The organism is Pectobacterium aquaticum (assembly GCF_003382565.3).
Taxonomy (GTDB): domain Bacteria; phylum Pseudomonadota; class Gammaproteobacteria; order Enterobacterales; family Enterobacteriaceae; genus Pectobacterium; species Pectobacterium aquaticum.
In genome coordinates this window covers 3,191,080-3,216,957 of sequence record NZ_CP086253.1, presented here as the reverse complement: position 1 = coordinate 3,216,957, position 25,878 = coordinate 3,191,080, and the positions used below count along the sequence as shown (strand labels likewise).

General features: G+C 51.9%; 17 protein-coding genes. 13 read left to right on the top strand and 4 right to left on the bottom strand.

Annotated features, from left to right (window positions below):
- Nucleotides 1–29: 29 nt before the first annotated feature.
- From dnaX to hemH, 6 genes are all read left to right on the top strand, one after another.
- Nucleotides 30–2,117, top strand: coding sequence for a DNA polymerase III subunit gamma/tau (gene dnaX / locus DMB82_RS14925; protein WP_102116750.1), 2,088 nt, complete (start codon nt 30–32; stop codon nt 2,115–2,117).
- 40 nt (nt 2,118–2,157) lie between these two features.
- Entirely contained in the window at nt 2,158–2,487 is a 330-nt protein-coding gene (locus tag DMB82_RS14920; protein ID WP_005976112.1) for a YbaB/EbfC family nucleoid-associated protein, read from the top strand.
- The gene (gene recR, locus DMB82_RS14915) at nt 2,487–3,092 is read left to right on the top strand and encodes a recombination mediator RecR (RefSeq protein ID WP_102116749.1); all 606 of its coding nucleotides are present in this window, start codon (nt 2,487–2,489) and stop codon (nt 3,090–3,092) included. Before DMB82_RS14920 ends, recR begins: the two co-directional genes overlap by 1 nt.
- A 180-nt stretch (nt 3,093–3,272) precedes the next feature.
- Nucleotides 3,273–5,156: a molecular chaperone HtpG gene (htpG, locus tag DMB82_RS14910; RefSeq protein ID WP_180774649.1), complete on the top strand. Its 1,884-nt coding sequence runs from the start codon at nt 3,273–3,275 to the stop codon at nt 5,154–5,156.
- Nucleotides 5,157–5,418: 262 nt separating this feature from the next.
- Nucleotides 5,419–6,063: an adenylate kinase gene (gene adk, locus DMB82_RS14905; protein ID WP_039487885.1), complete on the top strand. Its 645-nt coding sequence runs from the start codon at nt 5,419–5,421 to the stop codon at nt 6,061–6,063.
- A gap of 226 nt (nt 6,064–6,289) precedes the next feature.
- Nucleotides 6,290–7,252 (top strand): ferrochelatase, encoded by a 963-nt coding sequence (hemH, locus tag DMB82_RS14900; protein ID WP_116155838.1) that lies wholly within the window; start codon nt 6,290–6,292, stop codon nt 7,250–7,252.
- Between the two features lie 110 nt (nt 7,253–7,362).
- On the opposite strand, the gene ybaL is transcribed toward hemH, so the two are convergent.
- Complete coding sequence (ybaL, locus tag DMB82_RS14895; RefSeq protein ID WP_116163812.1) at nt 7,363–9,048, bottom strand: YbaL family putative K(+) efflux transporter; 1,686 nt, start codon at nt 9,046–9,048, stop codon at nt 7,363–7,365.
- 668 nt (nt 9,049–9,716) lie between these two features.
- On the opposite strand from ybaL, the gene ushA reads away from it, so the two are divergent.
- The 7 genes from ushA to DMB82_RS14860 all read left to right on the top strand — a co-directional run bounded on the left by ushA (nt 9,717) and on the right by DMB82_RS14860 (nt 21,275).
- The gene (gene ushA / locus DMB82_RS14890) at nt 9,717–11,366 is read left to right on the top strand and encodes a bifunctional UDP-sugar hydrolase/5'-nucleotidase UshA (protein ID WP_116163810.1); all 1,650 of its coding nucleotides are present in this window, start codon (nt 9,717–9,719) and stop codon (nt 11,364–11,366) included.
- 230 nt (nt 11,367–11,596) lie between these two features.
- A complete protein-coding gene (locus tag DMB82_RS14885) occupies nt 11,597–13,603 on the top strand; it encodes a discoidin domain-containing protein (RefSeq protein ID WP_228400000.1) in 2,007 nt (668 codons plus the stop codon).
- Nucleotides 13,604–13,766: 163 nt separating this feature from the next.
- Nucleotides 13,767–15,812, top strand: coding sequence for a discoidin domain-containing protein (locus DMB82_RS14880; protein WP_228399999.1), 2,046 nt, complete (start codon nt 13,767–13,769; stop codon nt 15,810–15,812).
- A gap of 306 nt (nt 15,813–16,118) precedes the next feature.
- A complete protein-coding gene (locus DMB82_RS14875; RefSeq protein WP_103970625.1) occupies nt 16,119–18,272 on the top strand; it encodes a carbon starvation CstA family protein in 2,154 nt (717 codons plus the stop codon).
- A gap of 145 nt (nt 18,273–18,417) precedes the next feature.
- Nucleotides 18,418–18,621 carry a YbdD/YjiX family protein gene (locus DMB82_RS14870; protein WP_005976130.1) on the top strand — a complete coding sequence of 68 codons (204 nt, stop codon included), beginning with the start codon at nt 18,418–18,420 and terminating at the stop codon, nt 18,619–18,621.
- A 16-nt stretch (nt 18,622–18,637) separates the two neighbouring features.
- Nucleotides 18,638–19,624: a GTPase gene (yjiA, locus tag DMB82_RS14865; protein WP_116163804.1), complete on the top strand. Its 987-nt coding sequence runs from the start codon at nt 18,638–18,640 to the stop codon at nt 19,622–19,624.
- Between the two features lie 268 nt (nt 19,625–19,892).
- On the top strand, nt 19,893–21,275 hold the full coding sequence (locus DMB82_RS14860; protein WP_103970627.1) for a glycoside hydrolase family 28 protein: 1,383 nt from the start codon (nt 19,893–19,895) through the stop codon (nt 21,273–21,275).
- A gap of 233 nt (nt 21,276–21,508) precedes the next feature.
- On the opposite strand, the gene ybaK is transcribed toward DMB82_RS14860, so the two are convergent.
- The 3 genes from ybaK to copA form a co-directional block, all read right to left on the bottom strand.
- The gene (ybaK, locus tag DMB82_RS14855; protein ID WP_005976136.1) at nt 21,509–21,988 is read right to left on the bottom strand and encodes a Cys-tRNA(Pro)/Cys-tRNA(Cys) deacylase YbaK; all 480 of its coding nucleotides are present in this window, start codon (nt 21,986–21,988) and stop codon (nt 21,509–21,511) included.
- Nucleotides 21,989–22,057: 69 nt separating this feature from the next.
- Nucleotides 22,058–22,876, bottom strand: coding sequence for a TraB/GumN family protein (locus DMB82_RS14850; RefSeq protein ID WP_116163796.1), 819 nt, complete (start codon nt 22,874–22,876; stop codon nt 22,058–22,060).
- A gap of 175 nt (nt 22,877–23,051) precedes the next feature.
- Nucleotides 23,052–25,775: a copper-exporting P-type ATPase CopA gene (gene copA, locus DMB82_RS14845; protein ID WP_116163794.1), complete on the bottom strand. Its 2,724-nt coding sequence runs from the start codon at nt 25,773–25,775 to the stop codon at nt 23,052–23,054.
- Nucleotides 25,776–25,878: the final 103 nt, after the last annotated feature.

Genomic DNA, 25,878 nt, shown 5'->3' with positions numbered 1-25,878 from the left:
GCCTCAATAACTCGACTGTTGCGGTATTGATGAGCTATCAGGTTCTTGCCCGTAAGTGGCGTCCCCAAACCTTTTCCCATGTTGTCGGTCAGGAGCATGTCCTGACCGCGTTGGCTAACGGCCTTTCCCTAGGCAGAATCCATCACGCTTATTTGTTTTCCGGCACCCGCGGTGTCGGGAAGACGTCGATTGCCCGTTTGTTGGCAAAAGGGCTGAATTGCGAACAGGGCGTGACGGCAACGCCCTGTGGTCAGTGTGACAACTGCCGTGAAATCGAGCAGGGCCGTTTTGTCGATTTGATCGAAATCGATGCCGCGTCTCGCACTAAAGTCGAGGACACGCGCGATCTGCTGGATAATGTGCAGTACGCTCCTGCGCGGGGGCGATTCAAGGTGTACCTGATTGACGAAGTTCACATGCTATCGCGCCACAGCTTTAATGCGCTGCTGAAAACGCTGGAAGAGCCGCCTCCGCACGTTAAATTTCTGCTGGCGACTACCGATCCGCAAAAACTGCCGGTGACTATTCTGTCGCGCTGTCTGCAATTTCATCTCAAAGCGCTGGATGTCGAACAGATTCGTGCGCATCTGGAGCAGGTATTACAGGCAGAAAATCTCGTCAGTGAGCCGCGTGCGCTACAGCTTCTAGCACGTGCTGCCGATGGGAGCTTGCGTGATGCGCTGAGTCTGACCGATCAGGCCATTGCCATGGGACAGGGGCAGGTCACGACCGCTTCCGTCAGCCAAATGCTGGGAACGCTGGACGATGAGCAGCCGTTGGCACTCATTGAGGCGCTGGCGAAAGGCGATGGGGCACAGGTCATGTCGCTGTTAGATCAGGTCGCGGCACGAGGTGTGGATTGGGAATCGCTGCTAGTAGAAACCCAGACGCTGTTGCACCGCATTGCGATGGTCCAACTGCTGCCTGCGGCGCTGGGCGATGATTACGCCGCAGTTGAAGCGCGTATGCGAGAGTTAGCGCGTGCGCTGCCGCCTACGGACGTGCAGCTTTATTACCAGACGATGCTCATTGGTCGCAAAGAGTTGCCTTTTGCGCCCGATCGTCGGATGGGCGTTGAAATGACGCTACTGAGAGCATTGGCGTTTCACCCCAGTCAGATTATTGCTGAACCTGTGGCACCCGTAAGCGTCGCACCTGCTCAGGCTGCGCGTGCGCCTTCTATTATTCAGCCTTCTCTCCAGACTCCTGCACAGCAGCCTGTTGCCACGACATCGGCGACGGTTCGTGCGCCAATTCAGCCAAGCAGTGAGCCGCATGAAAACGTGCAGCCGCCATCTTATTCTTCCGAACCGCCGATGGATGCCTCTGCGTATGCGCCGCCGTTAGGGGAAATGCCCGCTTCAACGGGTTCTGCGGATCAATATGGTGATAGCGAACTGCCTGATGCAACGTCTCAGCTATTACAGGCTCGCAGCCAGCTCCTGCGAAAACAGGGGAGTACGCCACCAAAAAAGGCTGATCCGGCAGCGTCTGACAACACGCGGCCGGCAACCTCAGCGCTAGAGCGATTGGCTTCGGTGACTGAGCGTAGCATTCAACGGCAAAATGCGAAAACGTCTCCCTCCGAGCCCAAAAAGCCGGAAGCGTATCGTTGGCGGGCGCAGAATAAAGTCGAAGAAGAGAAGGCCGATGTAGCGACGCCAAAAGCGTTGCGTTCAGCATTAGAGCACGAAAAAACACCTGAACTTGCGGCACGGCTAGCGGAAGAGTCACTGGAGCGGGATGCATGGGCGGCGGAAATCCATCGTCTGACGTTGCCAAAGCTGGTACAACAGCTGGCACTTAATGCGTTTAAAGAGAGCGAAGAAGCAGGTAAGATCCATCTGCATCTGCGTTCATCCCAGCGGCATCTTAATTCGCCTGCGGCGCAAAAGACGCTGTTGGACGCATTGACGGCTCACTACGGGCATCCTGTAGAATTACTGATTACTGAAGACGACAATCCGGCGGTGCGGACGCCGCTAGAGTGGCGTCAGGCTATCTATGAAGAAAAGCTGGCGCAGGCGCGTCAGTCAATTTTGGCCGATACAACGATTCAAACGCTGCGGCGTTTCTTTGATGCGGAACTGGACGAAGAAAGTATCCGCCCTGTTTAACCGCTGCGAGTGTGCAGCCCGACGTGATAGAGAGAAAACTATGTTTGGTAAAGGTGGAATTGGCAACCTGATGAAGCAAGCCCAGCAGATGCAGGAAAAAATGCAGCAGATGCAGGAAGAAGTGGCGAATCTGGAAGTCACGGGCGAATCGGGTGCAGGTCTGGTGAAAATCACGATCAACGGTGCGCATAACTGCCGCCGTGTTGAGATCGATCCAAGCCTAATGGAAGACGACAAAGAGATGCTGGAAGACCTGATCGCTGCGGCGTTCAACGATGCCGCTCGTCGTATTGCTGAAACGCAAAAAGAGAAAATGGCGTCGGTTTCCAGCGGTATGCAACTGCCGCCGGGCTTCAAGATGCCGTTCTGATGCAGACCAGTCCGCTTCTTGAATCACTGGTGGAAGCGCTGCGTTGTCTGCCAGGCGTTGGGCCCAAGTCGGCGCAGCGCATGGCGTTTCAACTGCTGCAACGTAACCGCAGTGGCGGTATGCGTCTGGCGCAGGCGTTGACGCGGGCGATGTCCGAAATCGGTCACTGTAGCGATTGTCGGACATTCACCGAGCAGGACGTTTGTGCGATTTGCTCGAACCCGCGCCGTCAGCAAAATGGGCAGATTTGCGTGGTAGAAAGCCCGGCTGATATTCATGCCATTGAACAGACGGGGCAGTTTGCTGGTCGGTACTTTGTACTGATGGGGCATTTGTCGCCGCTGGATGGCATTGGCCCGGACGATATCGGTTTGGGGCGGTTGGAAGAGCGCCTGCAGGTGGAATCGATAAGCGAAGTGATTCTGGCGACTAACCCGACGGTAGAAGGCGATGCGACGGCAAACTATATCGCTGAACTGTGCGCACAGCACGGCGTGATGGCCAGCCGCATTGCACACGGTGTTCCCGTTGGCGGTGAGCTGGAAATGGTCGATGGCACCACTCTTTCCCATTCGCTTGCAGGTCGTCAGCCCTTCCGGTTTTAATCTGTCGGCTGCCAGTAGGATTATCTGGCAGCCGCAGTCTTGTTTTCCTCTTTCCTCTCACCGTTTTCTTTTTTCGCTGAAATTTACCCCTTGAAATCAGCTTGGTTTATCCCCATTTGCTACTTATCGTCAGTTTAATCAGCCTGAATAATATTAGGATTGAGGTAAGCAACAATGAGTATGAAAGGCCAAGAAACTCGCGGGTTCCAGTCCGAAGTTAAGCAACTCCTGCATTTGATGATCCATTCGCTCTATTCCAACAAAGAAATTTTTCTGCGTGAATTGATCTCCAACGCCTCCGATGCGGCAGACAAATTACGTTTTCGTGCGCTGTCCGCACCAGAACTGTATGCGGGCGATGGCGACCTGCGCGTGCGGGTGTCTACGGATAAAGAAAAACGTACGCTGACGATTTCTGACAACGGTATCGGCATGAGCCGTGACGAAGTCATTGATAATCTGGGTACGATTGCGAAATCCGGCACCAAGGCTTTTCTGGAATCTATGGGTTCCGATCAGGTTAAAGATAGCCAACTGATTGGCCAGTTCGGCGTGGGTTTCTACTCCGCCTTCATCGTGGCGGATAAAGTGACTGTGCGTACCCGTGCCGCGGGTGCGAATGCCGATCAGGGCGTGTACTGGGAATCTGCCGGCGAAGGTGACTACACCATCGCTGACATCACCAAAGACGATCGCGGTACGGAAATTACTCTGCATCTGCGCGAAGGTGAAGACGAGTTCCTGGATGACTGGCGTGTGCGTTCCGTCATCAGCAAATATTCCGACCATATCGCGTTGCCAGTAGAAATTGAAGCCCAGACGGAAAGCGAAGAAGAAGGCGGTGAGTCCACCGTTAGCTGGGAAAAAATTAACAAGGCACAGGCCCTGTGGACGCGCAGCAAATCAGAAGTCAGCGATGAAGAGTACAATGAGTTTTATAAACATATCTCCCACGACTTTACCGATCCGCTGAGCTGGAGCCACAACCGTGTGGAAGGTAAGCAGGAATATACCAGCCTGCTTTACATCCCTGCGCGTGCACCGTGGGATATGTGGAACCGCGATCATAAACACGGCTTGAAACTGTACGTTCAGCGCGTCTTTATTATGGATGACGCTGAGCAGTTCATGCCGAACTACCTGCGTTTTGTTCGTGGCCTGATTGATTCCAACGATCTGCCGTTGAACGTTTCCCGTGAGATTTTGCAGGACAGCCGCGTGACGCAGAATTTGCGTAATGCTCTGACTAAACGTGTGCTGCAAATGCTGGATAAACTGGCGAAAGACGACGCGGAAAAATACCAGACGTTCTGGCAACAGTTTGGTCTGGTGCTGAAAGAAGGCCCAGCGGAAGACGGTAGCAACCGCGAAGCGATCGCGAAACTGCTGCGCTTTGCTACCACGCAATCCGACAGCTCCGCACAGACGGTATCGCTGGAAGATTACGTTAGCCGGATGGTGGAAGGTCAGGACAAGATCTATTACATCACCGCAGACAGCTATGCGGCGGCGAAGAGCAGCCCGCACCTGGAGCTGTTCCGTAAGAAAGGTATTGAGGTATTGCTGTTGTCCGAGCGTATTGACGAGTGGATGATGAGCTACCTGACCGAGTTCGACGGTAAATCCTTCCAGTCAGTCAGCAAAGCGGATGATACGCTGGATAAACTGGCTGATGAAGAAAACGATGCGCAGAAAGAAGCACAAAAAGCGCTGGAGCCGTTTGTTGAGCGTGTGAAAACCCTGCTGGGCGAGCGCGTTAAAGATGTGCGTTTCACCTACCGTTTGACCGATACGCCTGCGATTGTCGTAACGGATGCGGACGAGATGAGCACGCAGATGGCGAAACTGTTCGCCGCAGCGGGCCAGCAAGCACCGGAAGTGAAGTACATTTTTGAACTGAATCCGGAGCATGCGCTTATTAAACGTGCGGCTGACGTTTCTGATGAAGCGGAGTTTGGCGAGTGGGTCGAGCTGCTGCTGGATCAGGCTCTGCTGGCCGAACGCGGTACGCTGGACGATCCGAACCTGTTCATCCGCCGTATGAATCAGCTGTTAAGTGCCTGATAGTGATATCCTCCAGACCCCGGTGTTAACTGGGGTCTTCCCCCCGATTTTACGTTTCCTTCCGTTATTGGGCGTTTCTTCGTCTACACTGAATGGCAACATTGGGCAGACGGCAAACCGTATTTTTAGGTATCTTGCTTTTTTCATCTGCCTGCGCGTTGCTGAAGCGAGCCCGTTCCTTGAGCATAAGCGTCTGGAATGGTATGGTTTAGCGTTTTTCAAATTTATTTTATAAATATTACATAGCAAGGGGATTTACGCGATGCGTATTATTCTGCTGGGCGCTCCGGGCGCAGGCAAAGGTACTCAGGCTCAATTCATCATGGAGAAATACGGTATTCCGCAGATTTCCACGGGTGACATGCTGCGTGCAGCGGTAAAAGCGGGTACTGAATTGGGCAAGCAGGCTAAAGAAATCATGGACGCAGGTAAACTGGTCACTGATGAACTGGTCATTGCTCTGGTTAAAGAGCGCATCGCCCAGGAGGATTGCCGTAACGGTTTTCTGCTGGATGGCTTCCCACGCACCATTCCACAAGCTGATGCGATGAAAGATGCAGGCATCAATGTGGATTACGTTATCGAATTTGCCGTTCCTGACGAACTGATCATCGATCGTATCATTGGCCGTCGCGTTCATGCGGCGTCCGGTCGTGTCTATCATGTAAAATTCAATCCGCCTAAAGTTGAAGGCAAAGACGACGTGACGGGCGAAGAGCTGAGCATTCGTAAGGACGATCAGGAAGATACCGTGCGTAAGCGTCTGGTTGAGTACCATCAGCAAACGGCACCACTGGTTTCTTACTATCAGAAAGAAGCTGACGCGGGTAACACGCGCTATTTCAAAGTGGAAGGCACGCGTAAAGTGGAAGAAGTTCGCGCAGAACTGGAAACCATTCTGGGCTAATTTTTCTAACTAAGCGAATCATACTCCGCTATCTGAATGCCAGACGACCATCTGGCATTTTTTCGATCTGAGATCCTCATTTACTTTGTTTCCTCTATTGATAGCATCGGCGTTACCCCTGCTATCTATCCGTATTTGTTTAGCTTTTTTTCGCTACAATAGGCATTTGATGTTACGCACGGGCGGGCTGAGAGAAAGCCTGCTTCTCCATAAAAGGAAGACGGCGATGAAACAAGAGAAATACGGCGTGCTGATGGTGAACTTAGGGACACCCGATGCCCCGACGCCGCAGGCGGTGAGGCGCTATCTGGCGGAGTTTCTAAGCGACCGACGCGTAGTCGATACGCCGCGCCTGCTATGGTGGCCACTGCTGCGCGGTATCATCCTGCCAATCCGCTCACCGCGAGTGGCGAAGCTCTATCAGTCGGTCTGGATGGAAGAGGGATCGCCGCTGTTGGTGATTAGCCGCCGACAGCAGCAGGCACTGGCCGCGCGCATGCCGGAAACGCCTGTGGAACTGGGGATGAGCTATGGTTCACCCAGCCTACGTTCGGCGCTGGATAAGTTACTGGTGCAGGGTGTCACGCAACTGGTGGTCTTGCCGATGTATCCGCAATATTCCTGTTCAACAACCGCAGCCGTGTGGGATGGGTTAGCGGCGCAGTTGCGTGATAATCGTCAACTGCCTGCGATTCGTTTTATCCGTGATTACGCCGAACATCCTGCTTATATTGCGGCGTTGAAGCACCGTGTCGAGCAGTCTTTTGCTGAACACGGTGAACCGGACAGATTAGTGATCTCCTATCATGGCATCCCAGTACGTTATGCCAACGAAGGGGATGACTATCCACAACGTTGTCGGGCGACCACAGAGGCGCTGATTGCTGCGCTGGGGCTGCCGGAAGGCAAAATAATGATGACCTTCCAGTCACGTTTTGGCCGTGAACCTTGGCTGACGCCATATACGGATGAAACCATGCAGGGGCTACCCGCGCAGGGAATCAAGCACATTCAGATTATGTGCCCCGGTTTTTCCGCTGACTGTCTGGAAACGTTGGAGGAGATTCAGGAACAGAACCGTGAAATTTTCCTGCACGCAGGCGGAGAGGCATTTCACTATATTCCTGCGCTCAATGACGATCCGCTGCACATCGATCTGCTGGAACAGCTAGTGAGTAAAGCAGAGTAGGGAAAGACGGTTTTTTGTCTGGCGACGTTTGCAGGCATATCGATATCGCACAGCGTAAAAAAATGGCGGGCCAAATAGGCTCGCCATTTTTGTCTCTAACGTGTAGCCATTTAGATAGGGCACGCCTGAGGTGCGGGTGGAATGTCATCCAGCTTCAACATAGTGATCATGCTATTGGCGATTTCCCGTTCCCCCATCACCACCTCGTTGGCACCGTGCTCGATAATGTAGCTGACTTCATCGTCATAGTGCGCGCGGGCAATAATTTCTAGGTCTGCACGCTTCTCACGAGCTGCCGCGACGACTTCTCCCGCTTCATAGCCGTTCGGAATCGTCAGTAATAACCAACGGGCGCAGTCCAGACGCGCAATATCCATGATTTCAGGCTTGGTGGCGTTGCCCAATACGGCTTTAATTCCCTGCTCGCGCAGTGCATCAACCCGTGTACGCGAATTCTCAATGACGACGATAGGTATTCCGGCCTGATGCAGCTTGGCGCCAATCAGGCTACCAACGCGACCATAGCCGACCAGCAATGCGTGGTTGCACATATCGACAGGAATCTGTTTCTCTTCCTCAATCGCTTCTTCCACGATCTGCTCTTCGATGGTTTCATGCTTCGCCAGATAGCGCTCAAGCAGCGTAAACAGCAGCGGGTTTATCATGATGGAGAGAATGGCACCGGCCAGTACCAGATTCCGTCCTTCTTCGGACAGCAGCCCCAGCACAATACCGAGTCCGGCCAAAATAAAGGCAAATTCACCGATCTGCGCCAGACTGGCGGAAATCGTTAGTGCTGTCCGCTTGGAGTGACCAAAGAGTCGAACCAGCACGAAAGCGGCGGCTGACTTACCGAACACGATAATGGCCAGCGTGATCAGCACGGAAATGGGGTCGTTCAGCAGGATCATCGGATCAAACAGCATACCGACGGAAACGAAGAACAGTACGGCGAAGGCATCACGCAGCGGCAGCGTGTCGTGCGCCGCACGCTGGCTGAGTTCAGATTCGTTCAATACCACACCAGCGAAGAAGGCGCCCAGTGCAAAGGAGACATCAAACAGCTTCACCGCGCCAAAGGCGATACCCAGTGCCATGGCTAACACTGCCAGCGTGAAAAGCTCACGTGAGCCAGTGCTGGCACTTTTTGCCAATACCCACGGCACCAGACGGCGACCGACGACAATCATCAGGGTAATAAACGCAATCACTTTACCGATGGTCCAGGCCAAATCGGTCAGCAGTTTTCTGGTGTCGGCATGCTCAGCGCCGATCATGTCGCCGAAGGCCGGTAGCAGAACCAGCGTAAGGACCATTGCCAGATCTTCCACAATCAGCCAACCGATGGCAATTTGACCACGCTGACTATCAATCAACTGTCTTTCTTCCAACGCGCGTAGCAGAACCACGGTACTGGCGGTGGACAGGCTGAGGCCAAAAACTAGGCCGCTCGCCAAGCTCCAACCCAGCATGGTGGATAACCCCATTCCAAGTAGCGTTGCCACGGCAATCTGGGCTATCGCACCGGGAATGGCGATGGACTTTACCGCCATGAGATCTTTCAGCGAGAAGTGCAGGCCAACGCCAAACATCAGCAGGATTACGCCAAGTTCAGCGAGTTCTGATGCCAATGAAGCATCGGCAACGAAGCCGGGTGTAAAAGGACCGACAAGAACGCCTGCTGCAAGGTACCCAACAAGGGGGGAGATACGCAGGCGGTGTGCCAGAATACCAAGGATGAAGGCAAGAACCAGCCCCCCAGCGATAGTAGAAATTAGCGGTGTTGCAGCATGCATCCCAACTCCTTGTGCCATAGGTGAAACGTCATTGAGCGGATTTACCCTTCTTGCTTTGACGTTACTGCGTGGTTAGCAGCACTTACGTACCCTTATGACTTTTATTATGTACCGAAAAGTGTATGGGGATTCGTTCGTTTGCTGTTTGACTGCAACGCCAATGATTCCGAGTATAGATAAAATCTATTGCATATAGCGAAATGTTGCTTGGATAAAAGTGGTATTTTATAAAAAAATCAGTTTTATCCAGTAAAATTTAGTCTAGCATAGATTTAATGATGATTTCTCACGATGGGTATTGATAAACATGCATAATTATTATTTTTTCCTGATGTTATAGGCTGTAATTTCCCGCGACTTTCTCATGTATTCAGTGGAATGGTTTTATCCACCTGCGTAAAACCTCGGAAAATAGGGGATAAACAGTATTTTGTTGGATTATTCCGATGAAGTATCCATATTAGCAAGAATTCGTGACAGCATGACAACGGCACCAAGCCAGCGTGATATTACTCTGACTGCGATACCTAATCTGATTTTGTCGGCTATCGCGCATTGATGACGGGTGGCGTGAATGCGCTTCGCGCATTGTTCATCTTGCTGTGCTAATTTGTGTGGTGAATTTCTTAGTGGTTCCACTGGGTCTTTAAAATAAACGGAGATTTATCATGCGCTTTTCAGTAAAAGCTCTGGGATGTGCGATGGCGGTATCGCTCGCGCTAACACCTGTAATGTCAATGGCTTGGGAAAAAGACAAAACATACACTATCACTATCTTGCATACCAATGACCATCACGGCCACTTCTGGCATAACGACCACGGTGAATATGGATTGGCCGCGCAAAAAACGCTGGTCGATCAGATTCGTCAGGAAGTGGCGAGTAAAGGTGGCAGCGTACTGTTGCTTTCCGGTGGTGATATTAATACCGGTGTGCCTGAGTCCGATTTGCAGGATGCCGAACCAGATTTCCGCGGTATGAACATGGTCGGCTATGATGCAATGGCACTCGGCAACCATGAATTCGATAATCCGCTGTCTGTCCTGCGTCAGCAGGAAAAATGGGCGAAATTCCCGCTGTTATCGGCCAATATCTACCAAAAAAGCACCAGTCAGCGCTTATTTAAGCCCTATGCCCTGTTCGACAAGCAAGGTGTGAAAATCGCGGTTATCGGCCTGACAACGGACGATACGGCCAAATTAGGCAATCCTGAGTATTTTACCGATATCGAATTCCGTAATCCTTCGACAGAAGCGAAGCAGGTTGTTGAGCAATTGCGTAAGAGCGAAAAGCCGGATGTGATTATTGCTGCGACGCACATGGGGCACTATGACGACGGTAATCATGGTTCTAATGCGCTGGGTGATGTGGAAATGGCACGTAGCTTGCATGCTGGATATCTGGACATGATTGTCGGCGGCCACTCGCAGGATCCGGTCTGTATGGCGCAGGAAAATAAAAAGCAGGTGGATTATGTGCCGGGTACGCCTTGTGCACCCGATCGTCAGAACGGCACTTGGATTGTTCAGGCACACGAGTGGGGTAAATATGTCGGTCGTGCTGATTTCACATTCCGCAATGGTGAGTTGAAGCTTGAGCATTATCAGTTGATTCCGATCAACTTGAAGAAAAAGGTAGAGAAAGACGGCAAAACCGAACGTGTTTTCTATACGCATGAAATCACGCAGAATTCTGATGTTATGAAAATGCTGACGCCGTTCCAGGAAAAAGGGCAGGCGCAGTTGGGCATCAAGATCGGTAGCGTGAAAGGCAAGCTGGAAGGCGATCGCAATCAGGTACGTTTCCGTCAGACCAATCTGGCGCACGTGCTGCTGTCTGCACAGCTTGAACGTGCTGGGGCTGATTTTGCCATCATGAGCGGCGGTGGCGTACGCGATTCGATTGAATCAGGTGATATCACTTATAAAGATGTGCTGAAGGTTCAGCCGTTTGCCAACACGTTGGTCTATGTGGATATGAAAGGCAGCGACGTCGAAAAGTATCTGGCCGTAGCCGCCAATAAAAAGGTGGATTCTGGTGCCTATGCGCAATTTCTTAACGTCAGCCTGACAGCCGACGGGCAGGGCGTACAGAACGTGAAAATCAAAGGCGAGCCGTTGCAGGCAGATAAAGTTTACCGTATGGCAACGCTGAACTTTAATGCGATGGGTGGCGATGGTTATCCGCGCCTTGATAATCTGCCGAGCTATGTGAACACTGGCTTTGTCGATGCTGAAGTGCTGAAGCAGTATATCGAGAAGCATTCTCCGCTGGATGCGGAAGCCTACGCGACGAAAGGCGAAATCGTTTATAAGTAGTTAATAATAAAAGCGGTTTTTGTTTCTTTGCTGGTGACATAAACCGCCATTTTTCTGAGGCCTTTCTGAGGAATACTGCTGCATTAAGCACGTAATTATTAGAGGTAAAATAATATAATTAGCTGATTTTATTTGTTGAAAAAATTTTCTTTACTAAAGTGCATTAAAATAATATCCCTGCCAAACGATCGATACTCCTGATGCCTTTTATCAACGGAGTTATCAACATAATGCAAAGCGTCAATATTGAAATCAACGTCTGTGACAGTACAGGAAAATCAACGTGTACCGTTCACCCTCCTATTCAGGTTGATCCTCATTCCTGCTGTCATTCAAATAACGAATGCGAACCGCAACCCAGTGTTTCCGGCGTTGCCTCCGTATTCGGGCGTACCGGTGTTGTAACGGCACAAGCGGGTGATTATACCGCCGATCAGATCACCGAAACTACCACCAGAAAATTTGCCTCGCCGGATGAAAAAGCAATCTGGAATGCAAAGCAGGATGCACTAGTTTCTGGCACCACTATCCGCACGCTCTTTGGCCAATCGCTGCTGGGCAGCGGTGATGTTTCACCGACGCCAGCGCAAATGGGTGTCGCTGCGGTGGGGCATACTCACACCACAGCGGACATCACCGACTACACGCAAAAAACAAAGCAGCTCATTCATTCCTCGCTGGAAGCCGGCGCGGGTGTTACGCTGAGTTATAATCCGGTGAATGAGAAAACCATTATCAGTGCAGCAGGCGGTGGTTCCGTCGGCGGTTCGGGCTATATTGTTGCCGATCGTCAGGGCGCAACGGCGGGGCAAAATCATGCGTTCAGCATTAGTCCACAAAATACGTTTAATCTCGCGGCTTATGCGCTGAAAGAAGAAGCGGGGGCGGCGAATCAGACTTACGTTGTTGATGATTTTAATGCATCGAGTGAGCCAAATTATCACGTGACGAGTGCGGTTATTTTTGATGGGCAAGCACAGCCATACATGGGTGGGGTTATCGAATTGGTTGAATCAGGTGGAGAATATTTTGCAGATATAAAACCTGGAGCTAAAGCGTTATTAATCGATGATACGGAAACAACGTCCATTATCCCTGAAATGGAATCAAATGTATCTCCGAGCGGATATACGATTTCTTCATCATCGATATACACTCCAGCATATTCTGGGTGGATGGCGTTTTCGTCGACCAATCCTGGTTTTTGGAATTCTGAAGTTGGACCAACAGCTGAAGAACCTCAGTGGCTGCGGGTAGATCTACCGAACCCAGAAGCTATCGGCGGTTATTCAATCCAGAATCGATTATCATCTGTTATCAGTAGTCCACGATCATGGCGATTTGAGGGCAGTCATGATGGGATTACATGGGAATCCCTTCATTCTGTTAATAATGATACGAATAGTAACGCTGGGATTATCAGAGAGTACAGAATATCCTCATCAGTAGCGTATGCGTCATACCGAATTATTATCACTGAATCAAACCCAAATACTAACTATGTTGTTATACAAAACATTAAATTATTCCCTCATGGCCGCATGCTGATTAATGGCAATGATAATGCATGGTATACGGTTAATAATGGATTGCTGGAGAATATTGCAACGGCTGACTTTAGTCGTGGATTTTCATCATCTGGAACTATTAATGGCTCTGATTTTTCCGCTATTTCTCCGTTCTCAGTACACGCAGAGAATCAGCGCAATATTAAATTGACGTATCTCCCGAATTCACAAATCGTTATCAGTAAATCCCTATTATCTGCCTCTGCGGGTTCGTGGGCAAAAATCAATGCCGCCACGCTAACCGCCACGCAGACGGGCAAGGGCAAAGTGCGTGTCGCTGTGACGCGGGACTTGGTGAACTGGCATGTCTTGCGGAGCGGGGCGTGGGTTGATGTGGGGGCGCTGTCAGCCGATACCGCAGGCGCAGAAGCACTGATTGCGGACGGTATGACGCCAGCCGAGCTTGGCGGTATTACGGCGGCACAGTGGACGGAGCTGTTTTCATCCAATAACGGCGTACCGGATTCACTCGCGTTTGCGTTTGCGCTTGATATTACCGATCCGGTGACAGACGTTGCGACGATTGATCGTCTGGTGCTGAGCGTCAACGATGCCTCAAGCTGGAAAGTGCAGTCACCTGCGGAAGTGGAAATCCGCTGGCGCACCGACAGTGTGACATTCCGCACTGCGACGGCGGGTAATTATAAACTGGCGTATCAGGTTCCGTAATTATTCACCCAATGACATATTCTAATGGCCGCGTATTTGCGGCCATTTTTTCTTCTGTATTTTATATAAAAAGAGGCAACAGATTAGTAACGTGCTTTAAAATAATCTCTCTGGATATTAAGTGATACTCCCCATGCCCTTTATCAACGGAGTTATCAACATAATGCAAAGCGTCAATATTGAAATCAACGTCTGTGACAGTACAGGAAAATCAACGTGTACCGTTCACCCTCCTATTCAGGTTGATCCTCATTCCTGCTGTCATTCAAATAACGAATGCGAACCGCAACCCGGTGTTTCCGGCGTTGTCTCCGTCTTTGGACGTACCGGTGTCGTAACTGCACAAGTTGGCGACTATACCGCCGATCAGATTACCGAAACCGCCACCAGAAAATTTGCCTCGCCAGATGAAAAAGCAATCTGGAATGCAAAGCAGGATGCATTAATTTCTGGCACCACTATCCGCACGCTCTTTGGCCAATCGCTGCTGGGCAGCGGTGATGTTTCACCGACGCCAGCGCAAATGGGTGTCGCTGCGGTGGGGCATACTCACACCACAGCGGACATCACCGACTACACGCAAAAAACGAAACAGCTTATCAATAGTTCTCTTGAAGCTGGGGCGGGTGTAACGCTGAGCTATAACCCGGTGAGTGAAAAAACCACTATCAGTGCTGTTGGTGGTTCCGGCAGCGGCGGCTCTGGCTATATCGTCGCCGATCGTCAGGGGGCAACGGCGGGGCAAAATCACGCGTTTAGCATTAGCCCACAAAATAAATTTAATCTCGCGGCGTATGCGCTGAAAGAAGAAGTAGGGGCGGCAAATCAGACTTACGTTGTTGATGACTTTAATGCATCGAGTGAGTCACATTATAACGCGACAAGTGCGGTTGTTTTTGATGGTATGGCCAGTATTTATACTGGTTCAAGTTATCAATTAATTCCTGATGGGGAGTTTTATTCGGCCGAAATAAAAGCAGATGGTCTGGCGATAAATATATCTCAGACTGAGGATTCTGATTCCGTTGTCCCCAAAATGACATCTAATGCAACTTCTTTAGGTTATATCGCTAGCGCATCAAATTTTGCTGTATCGAATGCAACATATGCGCCGTGGGTTGCATTTGATGGTTCAAATAATAAAGGCTCATTACCTGATTGTTGGAGCACCGATGAATCATGGCAAGCACTCCCTTCTAACCCCCATTGGCTACAAATAGAATTGCCTAATAAAACGACGATCAACCGATATCAGATTACAAATCGTTCTCAAAACCAGTTAGGGAGTCCTAACTCATGGAAATTACAGGGGAGTGATGATGGCACTACATGGACTGATCTACACCAGATTGTAAATGATACAAATAATATTGCTGGTGCAGTTAGAGATTTTGATATTGGAAGTGTTGCTAATTATAAAAAATATCGATTACTCATCACCGCAAAAAATGGAACACAGCCGTTTTTGACTATCGCTGAGTTTAAATTATTCGCACCACGCGGTAAGTTTATTCTCCATGTAGATGGAAAAAACTATGGCATAACGAATGGCACTCTTACAGAAATTAGCGGAGAGTTGACTGTTGAAAAAATTAACCAATATGGAGCATCAGATACTGGAACACTGAGTACTGCGACCGCTGTGTTTTCAAAACCAGTAAAACTTATTTCTGACCTACCTATTAAAGTAAAAACACGTTATACACCGAGCGGCCAGATTGCTATTTCAAAATCACTAATCTCAGCAGCTGTATGGGCAAAAATCAATGCTGCCACGCTAACAGCAACGCAGACGGGTAATGGCAAGGTGCGTGTCGCTGTGACGCGGGACTTGGTGAACTGGCATGTGTTGCGGAGCGGGGCGTGGGTTGATGTAGGGGCGCTGTCAGCCGATATCGCAGGTGCAACGAAACTGATTGCGGACGGTATGACGCCAGCCGAGCTTGGCGGTATTACGGCGGCGCAGTGGGCGCAGCTGTTTTCATCCAATAATGGTGTGCCGGATTCACTCGCGTTTGCATACGCACTGGATATCACCGATCCAGAGACAGATGTCGCGACGATTGACCGACTGGTGCTGAGCGTCAACGATGCCTCAAGCTGGAAAGTGCAGTCACCTGCGGAAGTGGAAATCCGCTGGCGCACCGACAGTGTGACATTCCGCACTGCGACGGCGGGTAATTATAAACTGGCGTATCAGGTTCCGTAATTATTCATCATATTAACACGCTACTGGCCGCGAACGTCGCGGCCTTTTCGTTTTATACCGCCCAATTTATCCCCAGCCACTCACTGCGTCATTCTAACCGCTTAGCTCGCTATTCTGCCGCCTACCCAAATACCCGCCCCACGCGCGTACGCGATGACGTATTGTGCCGCCACTATTTTCATTTATCGAAATTTTCCTTTATCGAAATGTGCGATAACCCGCGTTATCGCACGACGCATTACCAGGGTTTATTTTTCTACAGCTAACAAAATCAAACGATTATGATTTTTAATTGAAGGATGTCTTATGAAGAGCAACGCCATGCTTAAACACATCCCTTGGATGATTCTTGGAATCATCGGGGCTGCTTGCCTCGGCGTAGTCGCACTACGTCGCGGTGAGCATATTAGTGCATTATGGATTATTGTTGCTTCTGTCGCTGTTTACCTCGTGGCTTATCGATACTACAGCCTGTATATCGCACAAAAAGTCATGCAGTTAGATCCGACCAGAGCAACCCCTGCCGTTGTGAATAACGACGGCCTTAACTATGTACCGACGAACCGTAATGTTCTGTTCGGGCACCACTTTGCCGCTATCGCAGGGGCAGGTCCGCTGGTTGGGCCGGTACTGGCTGCGCAGGTCGGCTACTTGCCGGGCACCTTATGGCTGCTGGGCGGCGTGGTGTTGGCCGGTGCCGTGCAGGACTTCATGGTGCTGTTTATTTCGACCCGTCGTAATGGCGCGTCGTTAGGCGAAATCGTTAAGAAGGAATTAGGCCCGGTACCGGGTACGATTGCGCTGTTCGGCTGCTTCCTTATCATGATCATCATTCTTGCCGTACTGGCACTGATCGTGGTGAAAGCGTTGGCAGAAAGTCCGTGGGGCGTCTTTACCGTGTGTTCTACGGTGCCGATCGCGCTGTTTATGGGCGTCTACATGCGCTTTATCCGTCCAGGTAAAGTCGGTGAAATCTCGGTGATCGGGATCGTATTGCTGGTGCTGGCAATCTGGTTTGGTGGCGTAGTGGCGCACGACCCGTACTGGGGCCCGGCGCTGACCTTCAAAGATACTACCATCACCTATACCCTGATTGGTTATGCCTTCGTGTCCGCACTGCTGCCAGTATGGTTGATTCTGGCGCCGCGTGACTATCTGGCGACCTTCCTGAAAATTGGTGTCATCGTCGGTCTGGCGATTGGTATCGTGATTCTGAATCCCGATCTGAAAATGCCAGCGGTAACGCAGTTTGTGGATGGTACCGGTCCGGTCTGGAAAGGTACGCTGTTCCCATTCCTGTTTATTACGATTGCCTGTGGCGCGGTGTCTGGTTTCCACGCGTTGATTGCTTCCGGTACTACGCCGAAATTGATGGCTAACGAAAACGATGCGCGTTTCATCGGTTACGGTGCCATGCTGATGGAGTCTTTCGTGGCAGTAATGGCGCTGGTTGCGGCGTCTATCATCGAACCGGGTCTGTACTTCGCGATGAATACTCCGCCGGCGGCGTTGGGTATTACGATGCCGGATCTGCATCGTCTGGGCACAGCAGATGCGCCGATGATTCTGGCACAACTGCAGGACGTATCCGCACACGCGGCGGCGACCGTGAGCTCTTGGGGTTTCGTGATTTCTCCTGAGCAGATTCTGCAAACGGCGAAAGACATCGGTGAACCTTCCGTTCTGAACCGTGCAGGCGGTGCACCAACGCTGGCTGTGGGGATCGCACACGTGTTCCACCAGATCATTCCTGGTGCCAACATGGGCTTCTGGTATCATTTCGGTATTCTGTTTGAAGCGCTGTTCATTCTGACGGCACTGGATGCGGGTACGCGTGCGGGCCGTTTCATGCTGCAAGACCTGTTGGGTAACTTCGTTCCGTTCCTGAAGAAAACCGACTCCCTGGTTGCCGGTATGATCGGTACGGCGGGCTGCGTTGGTCTGTGGGGCTACCTGCTGTATCAAGGCGTGGTTGATCCACTGGGCGGCGTGAAGAGCCTGTGGCCATTGTTTGGTATCTCTAACCAGATGCTGGCTGCCGTGGCGCTGATTCTGGGTACGGTTATCCTGATTAAGATGAAACGTACGCAGTACATCTGGGTCACGCTGCTTCCGGCGATTTGGCTGCTGATCTGTACTACCTGGGCGCTGGGGCTGAAACTGTTCAGCGACAATCCGCAGTTGGAAGGCTTCTTCTACATGGCGAACATGTTCAAGGGCAAAATTGCGCAAGGCGGTGCCGAGCTGAGCGCGCAGCAGATTGCGAACATGAACCATATCGTGACTAACAACTATACCAACGCCGGTCTGAGCATTCTGTTCCTGATCGTGGTGTACAGCATTATTGCGTACGGTATTAAAGCGGCACTGGCTGCACGTAAAGTGGCTGAACGTACCGATCAGGAAACGCCGTATGTTCCGGTTCCTGAAGGTGGCGTTAAAGTTTCTTCCGGCCACTAAGTGACTCGCGCCCGTCAGATTTTGCGAGACAGCTAGCAAGGCTGAACGTGAAAGATGACGGGTACAGATACCCTGTATAATGTATAACGTTATACAGGGTATTTTTTATCTAGCCGCTATTGCAGGCGATGGTCTGGAGGTAATGATGTTTGGCAATCTGGGAAAAGCAGGAAAATATTTGGGCCAGGCGGCGCGTATGCTGGTCGGTATGCCAGATTATGATACCTATGTGCAGCATATGCAGACTAATCACCCGGATAAACCTGCGATGACGTACGAAGAATTCTTCCGTGAACGCCAGCAGGCGCGTTACGGCGGAGACGGCAAAGGCGGGATGCGCTGCTGTTAACGACTTGGGACCTGTTATGACTCAACCTTTATCCTCTGATGTGACTAAACCCGTGTATGTCACCATTCTGACCGGGTTTCTCGGTGCAGGAAAAACGACCTTATTACGGCATATTCTGAATGCTGAGCACGGCTACAAGATTGCCGTAATTGAAAACGAATTCGGTGAAGTCCCGATTGATAATACGTTAATCGGTGAACGGGCCAGCCAGATTACGACGCTGAGCAACGGCTGCATCTGCTGTACGCAGTCCAATGAACTGGCCGATGCGCTGCTCGATCTGATTGATGGCGTGGATAACGGCACGTTGGATTTTGATCATGTCATCATTGAATGCACCGGTATGGCCGATCCGGGGCCGGTGGCGCAGACCTTCTTCTCGCATGACGTTATCTGTGAACGCTTTGTTCTGGACGGGATTATCACGCTGGTGGATGCAGTACATGCGCAGCAGCAGCTCGATCAGTTCACCATCGCGCAGTCGCAGATTGGCTATGCCGACCGGATACTGCTGACCAAAACCGATGTGGCAAGCGAAGACGAAACGCTGCTACCGCGTCTTCAGCGCATTAATGCGCGTGCACCGATCTACCCTGTCGTCCATGGCGATATCGATCTGAGCGTGCTGTTTAACATCGACGGCTTTGTCCTTAGCGATAAGCTGGACGTGAAAACGCCCGTATTCCGCTTTGTTGCCCCCGCGCAGAATAACGTGCAATCGATCGTTGTGTATCTCGATAAGGCGGTTGAGCTTCAGTCTGTTTCCGATGTGATGGAAAACCTGCTGCTGCAATTCTCCGATAATCTGCTGCGCTATAAAGGCATTCTGGCCATCAACGGTGATGACCGCCGCCTGCTGTTTCAGGGCGTTCAGCGCTTGTATAGCGCTGACTGGGACAGAGAATGGCACGCTGATGAAGAAAGAAAGAGCGTGCTGGTGTTTATCGGTGTGGATTTACCTGAACAGGAAATCCGTGATGCTTTCGCTCGCCTGACGGCATGACACTATTTATCTTCTCTGTGCTGGTCGTTCAGGCCAGCACCATTCCCCTGATCCTATCTCTTGATCTGCTTACGCGACGTGCGGCCTGACAAGGGTGGCCTCTGCCATAGGTACATTCACAAGATGGGAATCGTGCAATTGCACGAAAAAAATCCTACCTTATTGTAATTATTACGAATACATCTAAAACGTGATCGTCTCTTACTTTTTAATGGAATGTTGGTGGTATTTTATTAAAACGATATTTCATTATTTAGTGGGGTTAAGTATGCGTAGTGGTCTTGCTCTGTCATTAATGGCTTCCTGCATCACGTTGGGTATTCAGGCTGGTTCGGCACAAGCGGCCAGTGCCGTAAAATTCCCAGATAAAATCTGTGACGTCACGCAATACGGGGCCGAGGGCCACCGCCTACAGATCGCACTGAATACCCAAGCCTTCCAGAAAGCGATTGATGATTGCGCTGCGGCCGGCGGCGGAACGGTGCACGTACCGCGCGGTAACTATCTGGTCGATCCGCTGTTCCTGAAAAGTAACATCAGACTGGATCTGGCAAAAGATGCGACGATTGTCGCATCGACTGAAGTCGCGGCGTATCGCGCGACGGAACAAACCAAGTACGCTGAAGCGGAAAATGGTTGGCTTCCCTTTATCAGTATTGCCGATGCGCAGAACGTGGCTATTACAGGTCAGGGCACGATTGATGGGCAGGGTGCCGTCTGGTGGGAGCGCTGGCGTGAGAATATCCGTGCAACCGGAAAGAAAGGCGGAACCGATCGCCCCCGTCTGATTTATATCAAAAGCTCTAGTAATGTGCTGGTGGATGGCGTCACGCTCACGCATTCCCCGAGTTTCCACGTTGTGATGCGTTACTCGCATGATGTGGATGTGAATGGTACTCGGATTCTGTCGCCGTGGCATGCGCCAAATACCGATGCTATCGACCCGATCGACAGCCAGAATATTCGTATTACCAACAACTATATCGACTGTAATGACGACCACATCGCGATAAAAGCCGAGAAGCCGGATAGCCGCTTCCCGAATGGCGTCGTGGATAACATCTATATCGCCAACAATATCCTGAAGCAGGGGCGCGGCATCTCTATCGGCAGCGAAACCTCCGGTGGCGTGAATAACGTGCTGGTTGAAAATAACCAGTTCGAAGGTTCCATGTACGGTATCCGCATTAAAACCCTGCGTGGTAAAGGCGGCGAAGTGAAAAACATCACTTACCGTAATACCAAAATGGTGGATGTTGAAATCCCGCTGGTCTTTGCCGCTTACTACAAAGCTGCGCCGATTGTGCAGGCTGAAGTAGACAAGATGCTGGCCGAAGGCGGCTTCACGATGGGTGAGCAAATTTATCCGCCGGATACCGATCCAGAGCAGCCGTTTGATCAGTACAAGACGCCGCATTTCAGCAATGTGACGATCGAGAATCTGGAGTCGACCGGTAAGACCAAGGCCGCCGCGTATATTATCGGCGTACCGGAAGCCCCACTCAGTGGTTTCCACTTTGATAATGTGCGCATTGATGCGGATAAAGGTATTCGCGTAAGAAATGCGGAATTGCAGACCAAAGGCCTGGCGCTGAATGTGAAAGAAGGCCCGGTGATGCAGTTGGATAAAGGGGCGAAAGTCGATCAGTAATCGATTATACCCTAAATAATTCGAGTTTCGGGAAGGCGGCAAGGGAAGGAATCCCGATGAGCTTACTCAAGTAAGTGATTCGGGTGACTGAGTGCAGCCAACGCACATGAAACTTGAAGTATGACGAGTATATGAAGCGGTAGCAGGGGACACACTGGCCGTGGAGTCCTCTGCTATCTGCTTCGTTTTGATACTACATCGTCAGGCAGGTTATGCTCATTTAATCACGAGTATTAATCATGCTTGGCGATATCGGCAAAAGTGGCGCGCAGCAGGCGTGCCAGATCGTCTGCCGATAGTTCAATATCCAACCCACGTTTACCGCCGGAAATGAAAATGGTACCGAACTGGCGTGCCGGTTCATCAATCACGGTCGGCAGCAGTTTCTTCTGCCCCAGTGGGCTGATTCCTCCTACCAGATAACCTGTGACACGCTGAGCGATGACTGGATCGGCCATATCTGCTTTTTTAGCCGACAGCGCACGGGCGACTTTCTTGAGATCCAGCATGCCGGCGACTGGCGTAACGGCTACGGCGAGATTTTTCGCGTCACCATTCAGAGAAACGAGCAGCGTTTTATACACCTGTTCTTTATTCAGTCCCAGCTTTCTGGCCGCTTCTTCTCCAAAGTTGGTTTCATCGCTGTCGTGGTGGTAGCTGTGTAGCGTAAAGGCGACCTTGTTCTTTTCGAGCAGATTGACTGCGGGTGTCATGATTTCACTATCCTTAACCCTGTAGCGGGCTTTATCTTGCGGACGCGGTTACGCGCCATAATGTGTTTTTCATGGAGTTGCGGTATGGCCGTTTTTGAGCAGCGTGGGTAAATTCTCATCGCCATACAGATGCAGTGCGCCTACGGCCACAACGTAATTGCCGGGTGGCAATTCCTGAAGCTGCTGCTGCCAGCGGCGGTTACGCTGGCCCATCAGCAGGTCGGTCATTTCATTGCTGAACGTCGCGGGGATATCCGGCTTATATTTGCCGGGTCTGCTGTCTAGCCACCAGCCCACCATCGTTTGTAGCAAATGGGCGTTTGTGCGCCAGTGTTTAATCGTATCCTCCAGCAACAGCAGGCCGCCCTGCGGCAGTTGTTGTAATAAATCAACCTGCGTCTGCTGCCCTTCCAGCTCGATAACCTGAATACCGTGAGATTTCGCAGCGTTAATCAACTGATAATCGATGCCGTAGTCGGGGCGTAAGCCCAGCAACTGTGCCTGTCTCGCTTGCAGCATCAGTGCGGCCTGCCAGGCAGGAAGCGTACTGATATTGCTCTCATCGAAAGAGAGCGATTCGCAGATCTTTTGCAACTGGCGGTAGTTTTCCGGGCTGAGGCGCTGTACGAGCGGTGGCTCGGCGTCACTGTGTCCGAAGGGGGAATGTGAATCGGATATATCGGCTTCGACGATGAGTGCCGTCGCCTGCCGGAGCTGTTTCAGCAGCGTATCGGGCAGCGGCGCCATATCTTTGCTACCCATATGAATACTGCCGACCAGATGTAGCTGCCGCTCATTGGCAAGCTGAACGTCTATCGCTGGGTAGGCGTAAGCCAGCGGTGAGATAAAGCCAAGAAAAGTCGCGATTCTACGCAGCAGTTGCCCCATTGGTTCCGTCTCCTGATGTGGAATAACTATGCTAAACGCTAGATGCGGAACAATACAAGGTATACCGAAGTTGGAGTAAGCGTGGGCGAATAGGTCTGGTTGCCAGCGATAAAATCACGATGTTTTTCGGCAAAGGAAAAAACGCGGCGCGTCTCAACAACGCGCCGCGTTTGCATTACTGGTTTTTAGGTTTAAAACGCAGCAGGCGGTTGGCGTTGCTGACCACCGTGATGGAGGAGAGTGCCATCGCGGCACCGGCTACCACTGGGCTGAGTAGCGTTCCAGTCAGCGGGTAGAGTACGCCTGCGGCAATGGGGATCCCCAGCGAGTTATAGATAAACGCGCCCAGCAGGTTCTGTTTCATGTTGCGCAGTGTGGCATTGGAGAGCGCCAGCGCATCGGCGACGCCGTGCAGGCTGTGGCGCATCAGCGTGATGGCGGCGGTTTCAATCGCGATATCGCTGCCGCCGCCCATCGCAATGCCGACATCGGCCTGTGCCAGTGCCGGCGCATCGTTGATGCCATCACCAATCATGGCCACGCGCTTGCCCTGAGCCTGTAGCTTTTTGATGGCTTCCGCTTTGCCGTCTGGCAGTACGCCAGCGATCACCTGATCGATACCCGCTTCTTTCGCGATGCTCTTCGCCGTGAGCGGGTTGTCCCCGGTGAGCATAACGAGCTGATAGCCCTGCTGGTGGAGACGCTGCAAGGCGCTGACGCTATCCGCTCGCAGCGGATCGTGGATGGAGAACACCGCAATGATGTGACCATTCGCCGCCAGCAATACCGGTGTGATACCGCGCTGAGCCTGTTCGTCGATCAGCGTTTCGCCTGCGGTGATATCGACCTGATGCTGTTTGAGCAGCGCCGGATTCCCCAGCAGCAGGTCTGCATCACCGATCTTGCCGCTGACGCCGAGGCCGCGCAGCGTACGGAACTGTTCGACTTGCGTGAATGTCAGATTCTCTGCGCGTTCAAGAATCGCTTTTGCCAGCGGGTGATTAGAGCCTTGTTCTAGTGACGCAGCCCAGGCCAGCGCCTGAGTTTCCGTCACGTCGGCGAAGGTATGAATCGCCACGACGCGCGGCTGTCCTTCGGTTAGCGTACCGGTTTTGTCAAACACCAGTACATCCAGCTTACTGGCCTGCTGTAAGGCATCGGCATCACGCACCAGCACGCCAAACTCAGCGGCACGTCCGACGCCGGAAATAATCGACATCGGCGTTGCCAGCCCAAGCGCACAGGGGCAAGCAATGATCAGAACGGTCGTGACGATAATGAGCGTGTAGACCATCTGCGGTTGTGGCCCCACGAAGAACCAGATTGCGCCGCTGAGAAGTGCGATGGCCACGACGACGGGAACAAACACGGCAGAAATACGATCCGCCAACTGGCCGATAGCAGGTTTGCTACTTTGCGCCTGCCTGACCAGTCGGATGATTCGCGATAGGGTGGTTTGGTTGCCGATCGCGTCCGCACGAAAGAGGACGCTGCCGTCGGAAACCAGCGTACCTGCGTGAACCGTATCGCCGGACGTTTTGGCTTGCGGGATCGGTTCCCCGGTCAGCATGGCTTCATCTACCCACACTTCACCTTGCAAAATTTCACCGTCGACAGGAATACGATCGCCAGTTGTCAGGCGCAGCGTCATGCCGGACTGAACGTCGGATAGTGGCATGGATTTCTCACCTTCCGGCGTCACGACGCGAGCGGTGGGGGGCGTCAAATCCAGTAACCGTTCCAGCGCCCGCGAAGAGCGTTGACGCGCACGCTGTTCCAGCGCATGACCGAGGTTGATTAAACCGATGATCATCGCACTGGCTTCATAATAAAGGTGACGCGCCGCCATTGGGAAAAGATCCGGCCATAGATTGACGGTAATAGAATAAAGCCAGGCTGCACCTGTTCCCAGCGCGACCAGCGTGTCCATGGTCGCGGTGCCGTTTTTCAGACTGCGCCAGGCGTTACGGTAAAAATGACTGCCAGCGAACACCATCACTGCCAGCGTCAAAATACCGATGACCAGCCACGGCGTCTGGCTTTCCGGCGTCAAGCTCATGCTGCCGCCCAGTACGCCCCACAGCATCAATGGCACGCCAAGCAGTAATCCCAGCGCGGCCTGCCATTGGAAACGGCGAATAGCCTGCTGAGAGGTTTGCTGCTGGCGTGCGCGGCGAGCTTCTTCGTCCTGAATAATTTCCGCGCCATAGCCCGCTTGCTCAACCGCGGCGATCAGCGCTTCTGGCTCTGCGTGACCGCTGACCAATGCGCTGCGTTCGGCCAGATTAACGCGTGCCTGCGTGACGCCGCTGACGTTTTGCAACGCCGTCTGCACACGATTCACGCAACTGGCGCAGCTCATCCCCTGAAGCAGGAGCTGTACGCTGTCGTCATCGTGGGTGGCATGTGTTGTCGTTGCCGGAAGAGTACTCTCGGCCGCTGGCAGCGCTTCCGGCGTCGTCGCTACCTGTGCCAGCGGCTCAGTTTTTGGGTGAACGTTCTCCTGCACGCTGGCGTGATAGCCGGCTTCTTCAATGGCGCTAATCAGTGTTGTGGCCTCAACGTTGCCATACACGGTTGCCTGCTCTTTGGTGACATCCGTCGCTACGACACCGGGAATGGCTTCCAGCACTTTACGCGTAGCGGCGACGCAGTGATTGCAGCTCAGGCCGGAAAGCTGAAGAGAGACATCCGGCGTGGTAGCGAGCTGTGCTTCGTAGCCAGCCTGCTCAATAGTGTCGATCAACGTCTGTGAATCAACGTTGCCGCTGACGCTGGCGTACTGTTGGGTGACGTTGGTTTGCTCGATCGCAGGCAGCGCGTCCAGCGCTTTTTTCACGCGTTGGACACAGTGTCCGCAGGTCAGTCCCTGCAACGACAATACGATAGTTTGAGACATAATAATTTTCTCCCGTGATCACAGCCGGCGGTGAAAGACGTTGACCGGCCATCTGATTTCTACTAGTTATTGGGTAAGGTAAACCTTCTAGCAAGGGGAGGGT

Excerpts from the sequence above, each read along its gene's own strand:
- dnaX (WP_102116750.1), top strand. The coding sequence starts at position 30 with ATGAGCTATCAGGTTCTTGCCCGTAAGTGGCGTCCCCAAACCTTTTCC.
- DMB82_RS14920 (WP_005976112.1), top strand. The coding sequence starts at position 2,158 with ATGTTTGGTAAAGGTGGAATTGGCAACCTGATGAAGCAAGCCCAGCAG.
- recR (WP_102116749.1), top strand. The coding sequence starts at position 2,487 with ATGCAGACCAGTCCGCTTCTTGAATCACTGGTGGAAGCGCTGCGTTGT.
- htpG (WP_180774649.1), top strand. The coding sequence starts at position 3,273 with ATGAAAGGCCAAGAAACTCGCGGGTTCCAGTCCGAAGTTAAGCAACTC.
- adk (WP_039487885.1), top strand. The coding sequence starts at position 5,419 with ATGCGTATTATTCTGCTGGGCGCTCCGGGCGCAGGCAAAGGTACTCAG.
- hemH (WP_116155838.1), top strand. The coding sequence starts at position 6,290 with ATGAAACAAGAGAAATACGGCGTGCTGATGGTGAACTTAGGGACACCC.
- ybaL (WP_116163812.1), bottom strand. The coding sequence starts at position 9,048 with ATGCATGCTGCAACACCGCTAATTTCTACTATCGCTGGGGGGCTGGTT.
- ushA (WP_116163810.1), top strand. The coding sequence starts at position 9,717 with ATGCGCTTTTCAGTAAAAGCTCTGGGATGTGCGATGGCGGTATCGCTC.
- DMB82_RS14885 (WP_228400000.1), top strand. The coding sequence starts at position 11,597 with ATGCAAAGCGTCAATATTGAAATCAACGTCTGTGACAGTACAGGAAAA.
- DMB82_RS14880 (WP_228399999.1), top strand. The coding sequence starts at position 13,767 with ATGCAAAGCGTCAATATTGAAATCAACGTCTGTGACAGTACAGGAAAA.
- DMB82_RS14875 (WP_103970625.1), top strand. The coding sequence starts at position 16,119 with ATGAAGAGCAACGCCATGCTTAAACACATCCCTTGGATGATTCTTGGA.
- DMB82_RS14870 (WP_005976130.1), top strand. The coding sequence starts at position 18,418 with ATGTTTGGCAATCTGGGAAAAGCAGGAAAATATTTGGGCCAGGCGGCG.
- yjiA (WP_116163804.1), top strand. The coding sequence starts at position 18,638 with ATGACTCAACCTTTATCCTCTGATGTGACTAAACCCGTGTATGTCACC.
- DMB82_RS14860 (WP_103970627.1), top strand. The coding sequence starts at position 19,893 with ATGCGTAGTGGTCTTGCTCTGTCATTAATGGCTTCCTGCATCACGTTG.
- ybaK (WP_005976136.1), bottom strand. The coding sequence starts at position 21,988 with ATGACACCCGCAGTCAATCTGCTCGAAAAGAACAAGGTCGCCTTTACG.
- DMB82_RS14850 (WP_116163796.1), bottom strand. The coding sequence starts at position 22,876 with ATGGGGCAACTGCTGCGTAGAATCGCGACTTTTCTTGGCTTTATCTCA.
- copA (WP_116163794.1), bottom strand. The coding sequence starts at position 25,775 with ATGTCTCAAACTATCGTATTGTCGTTGCAGGGACTGACCTGCGGACAC.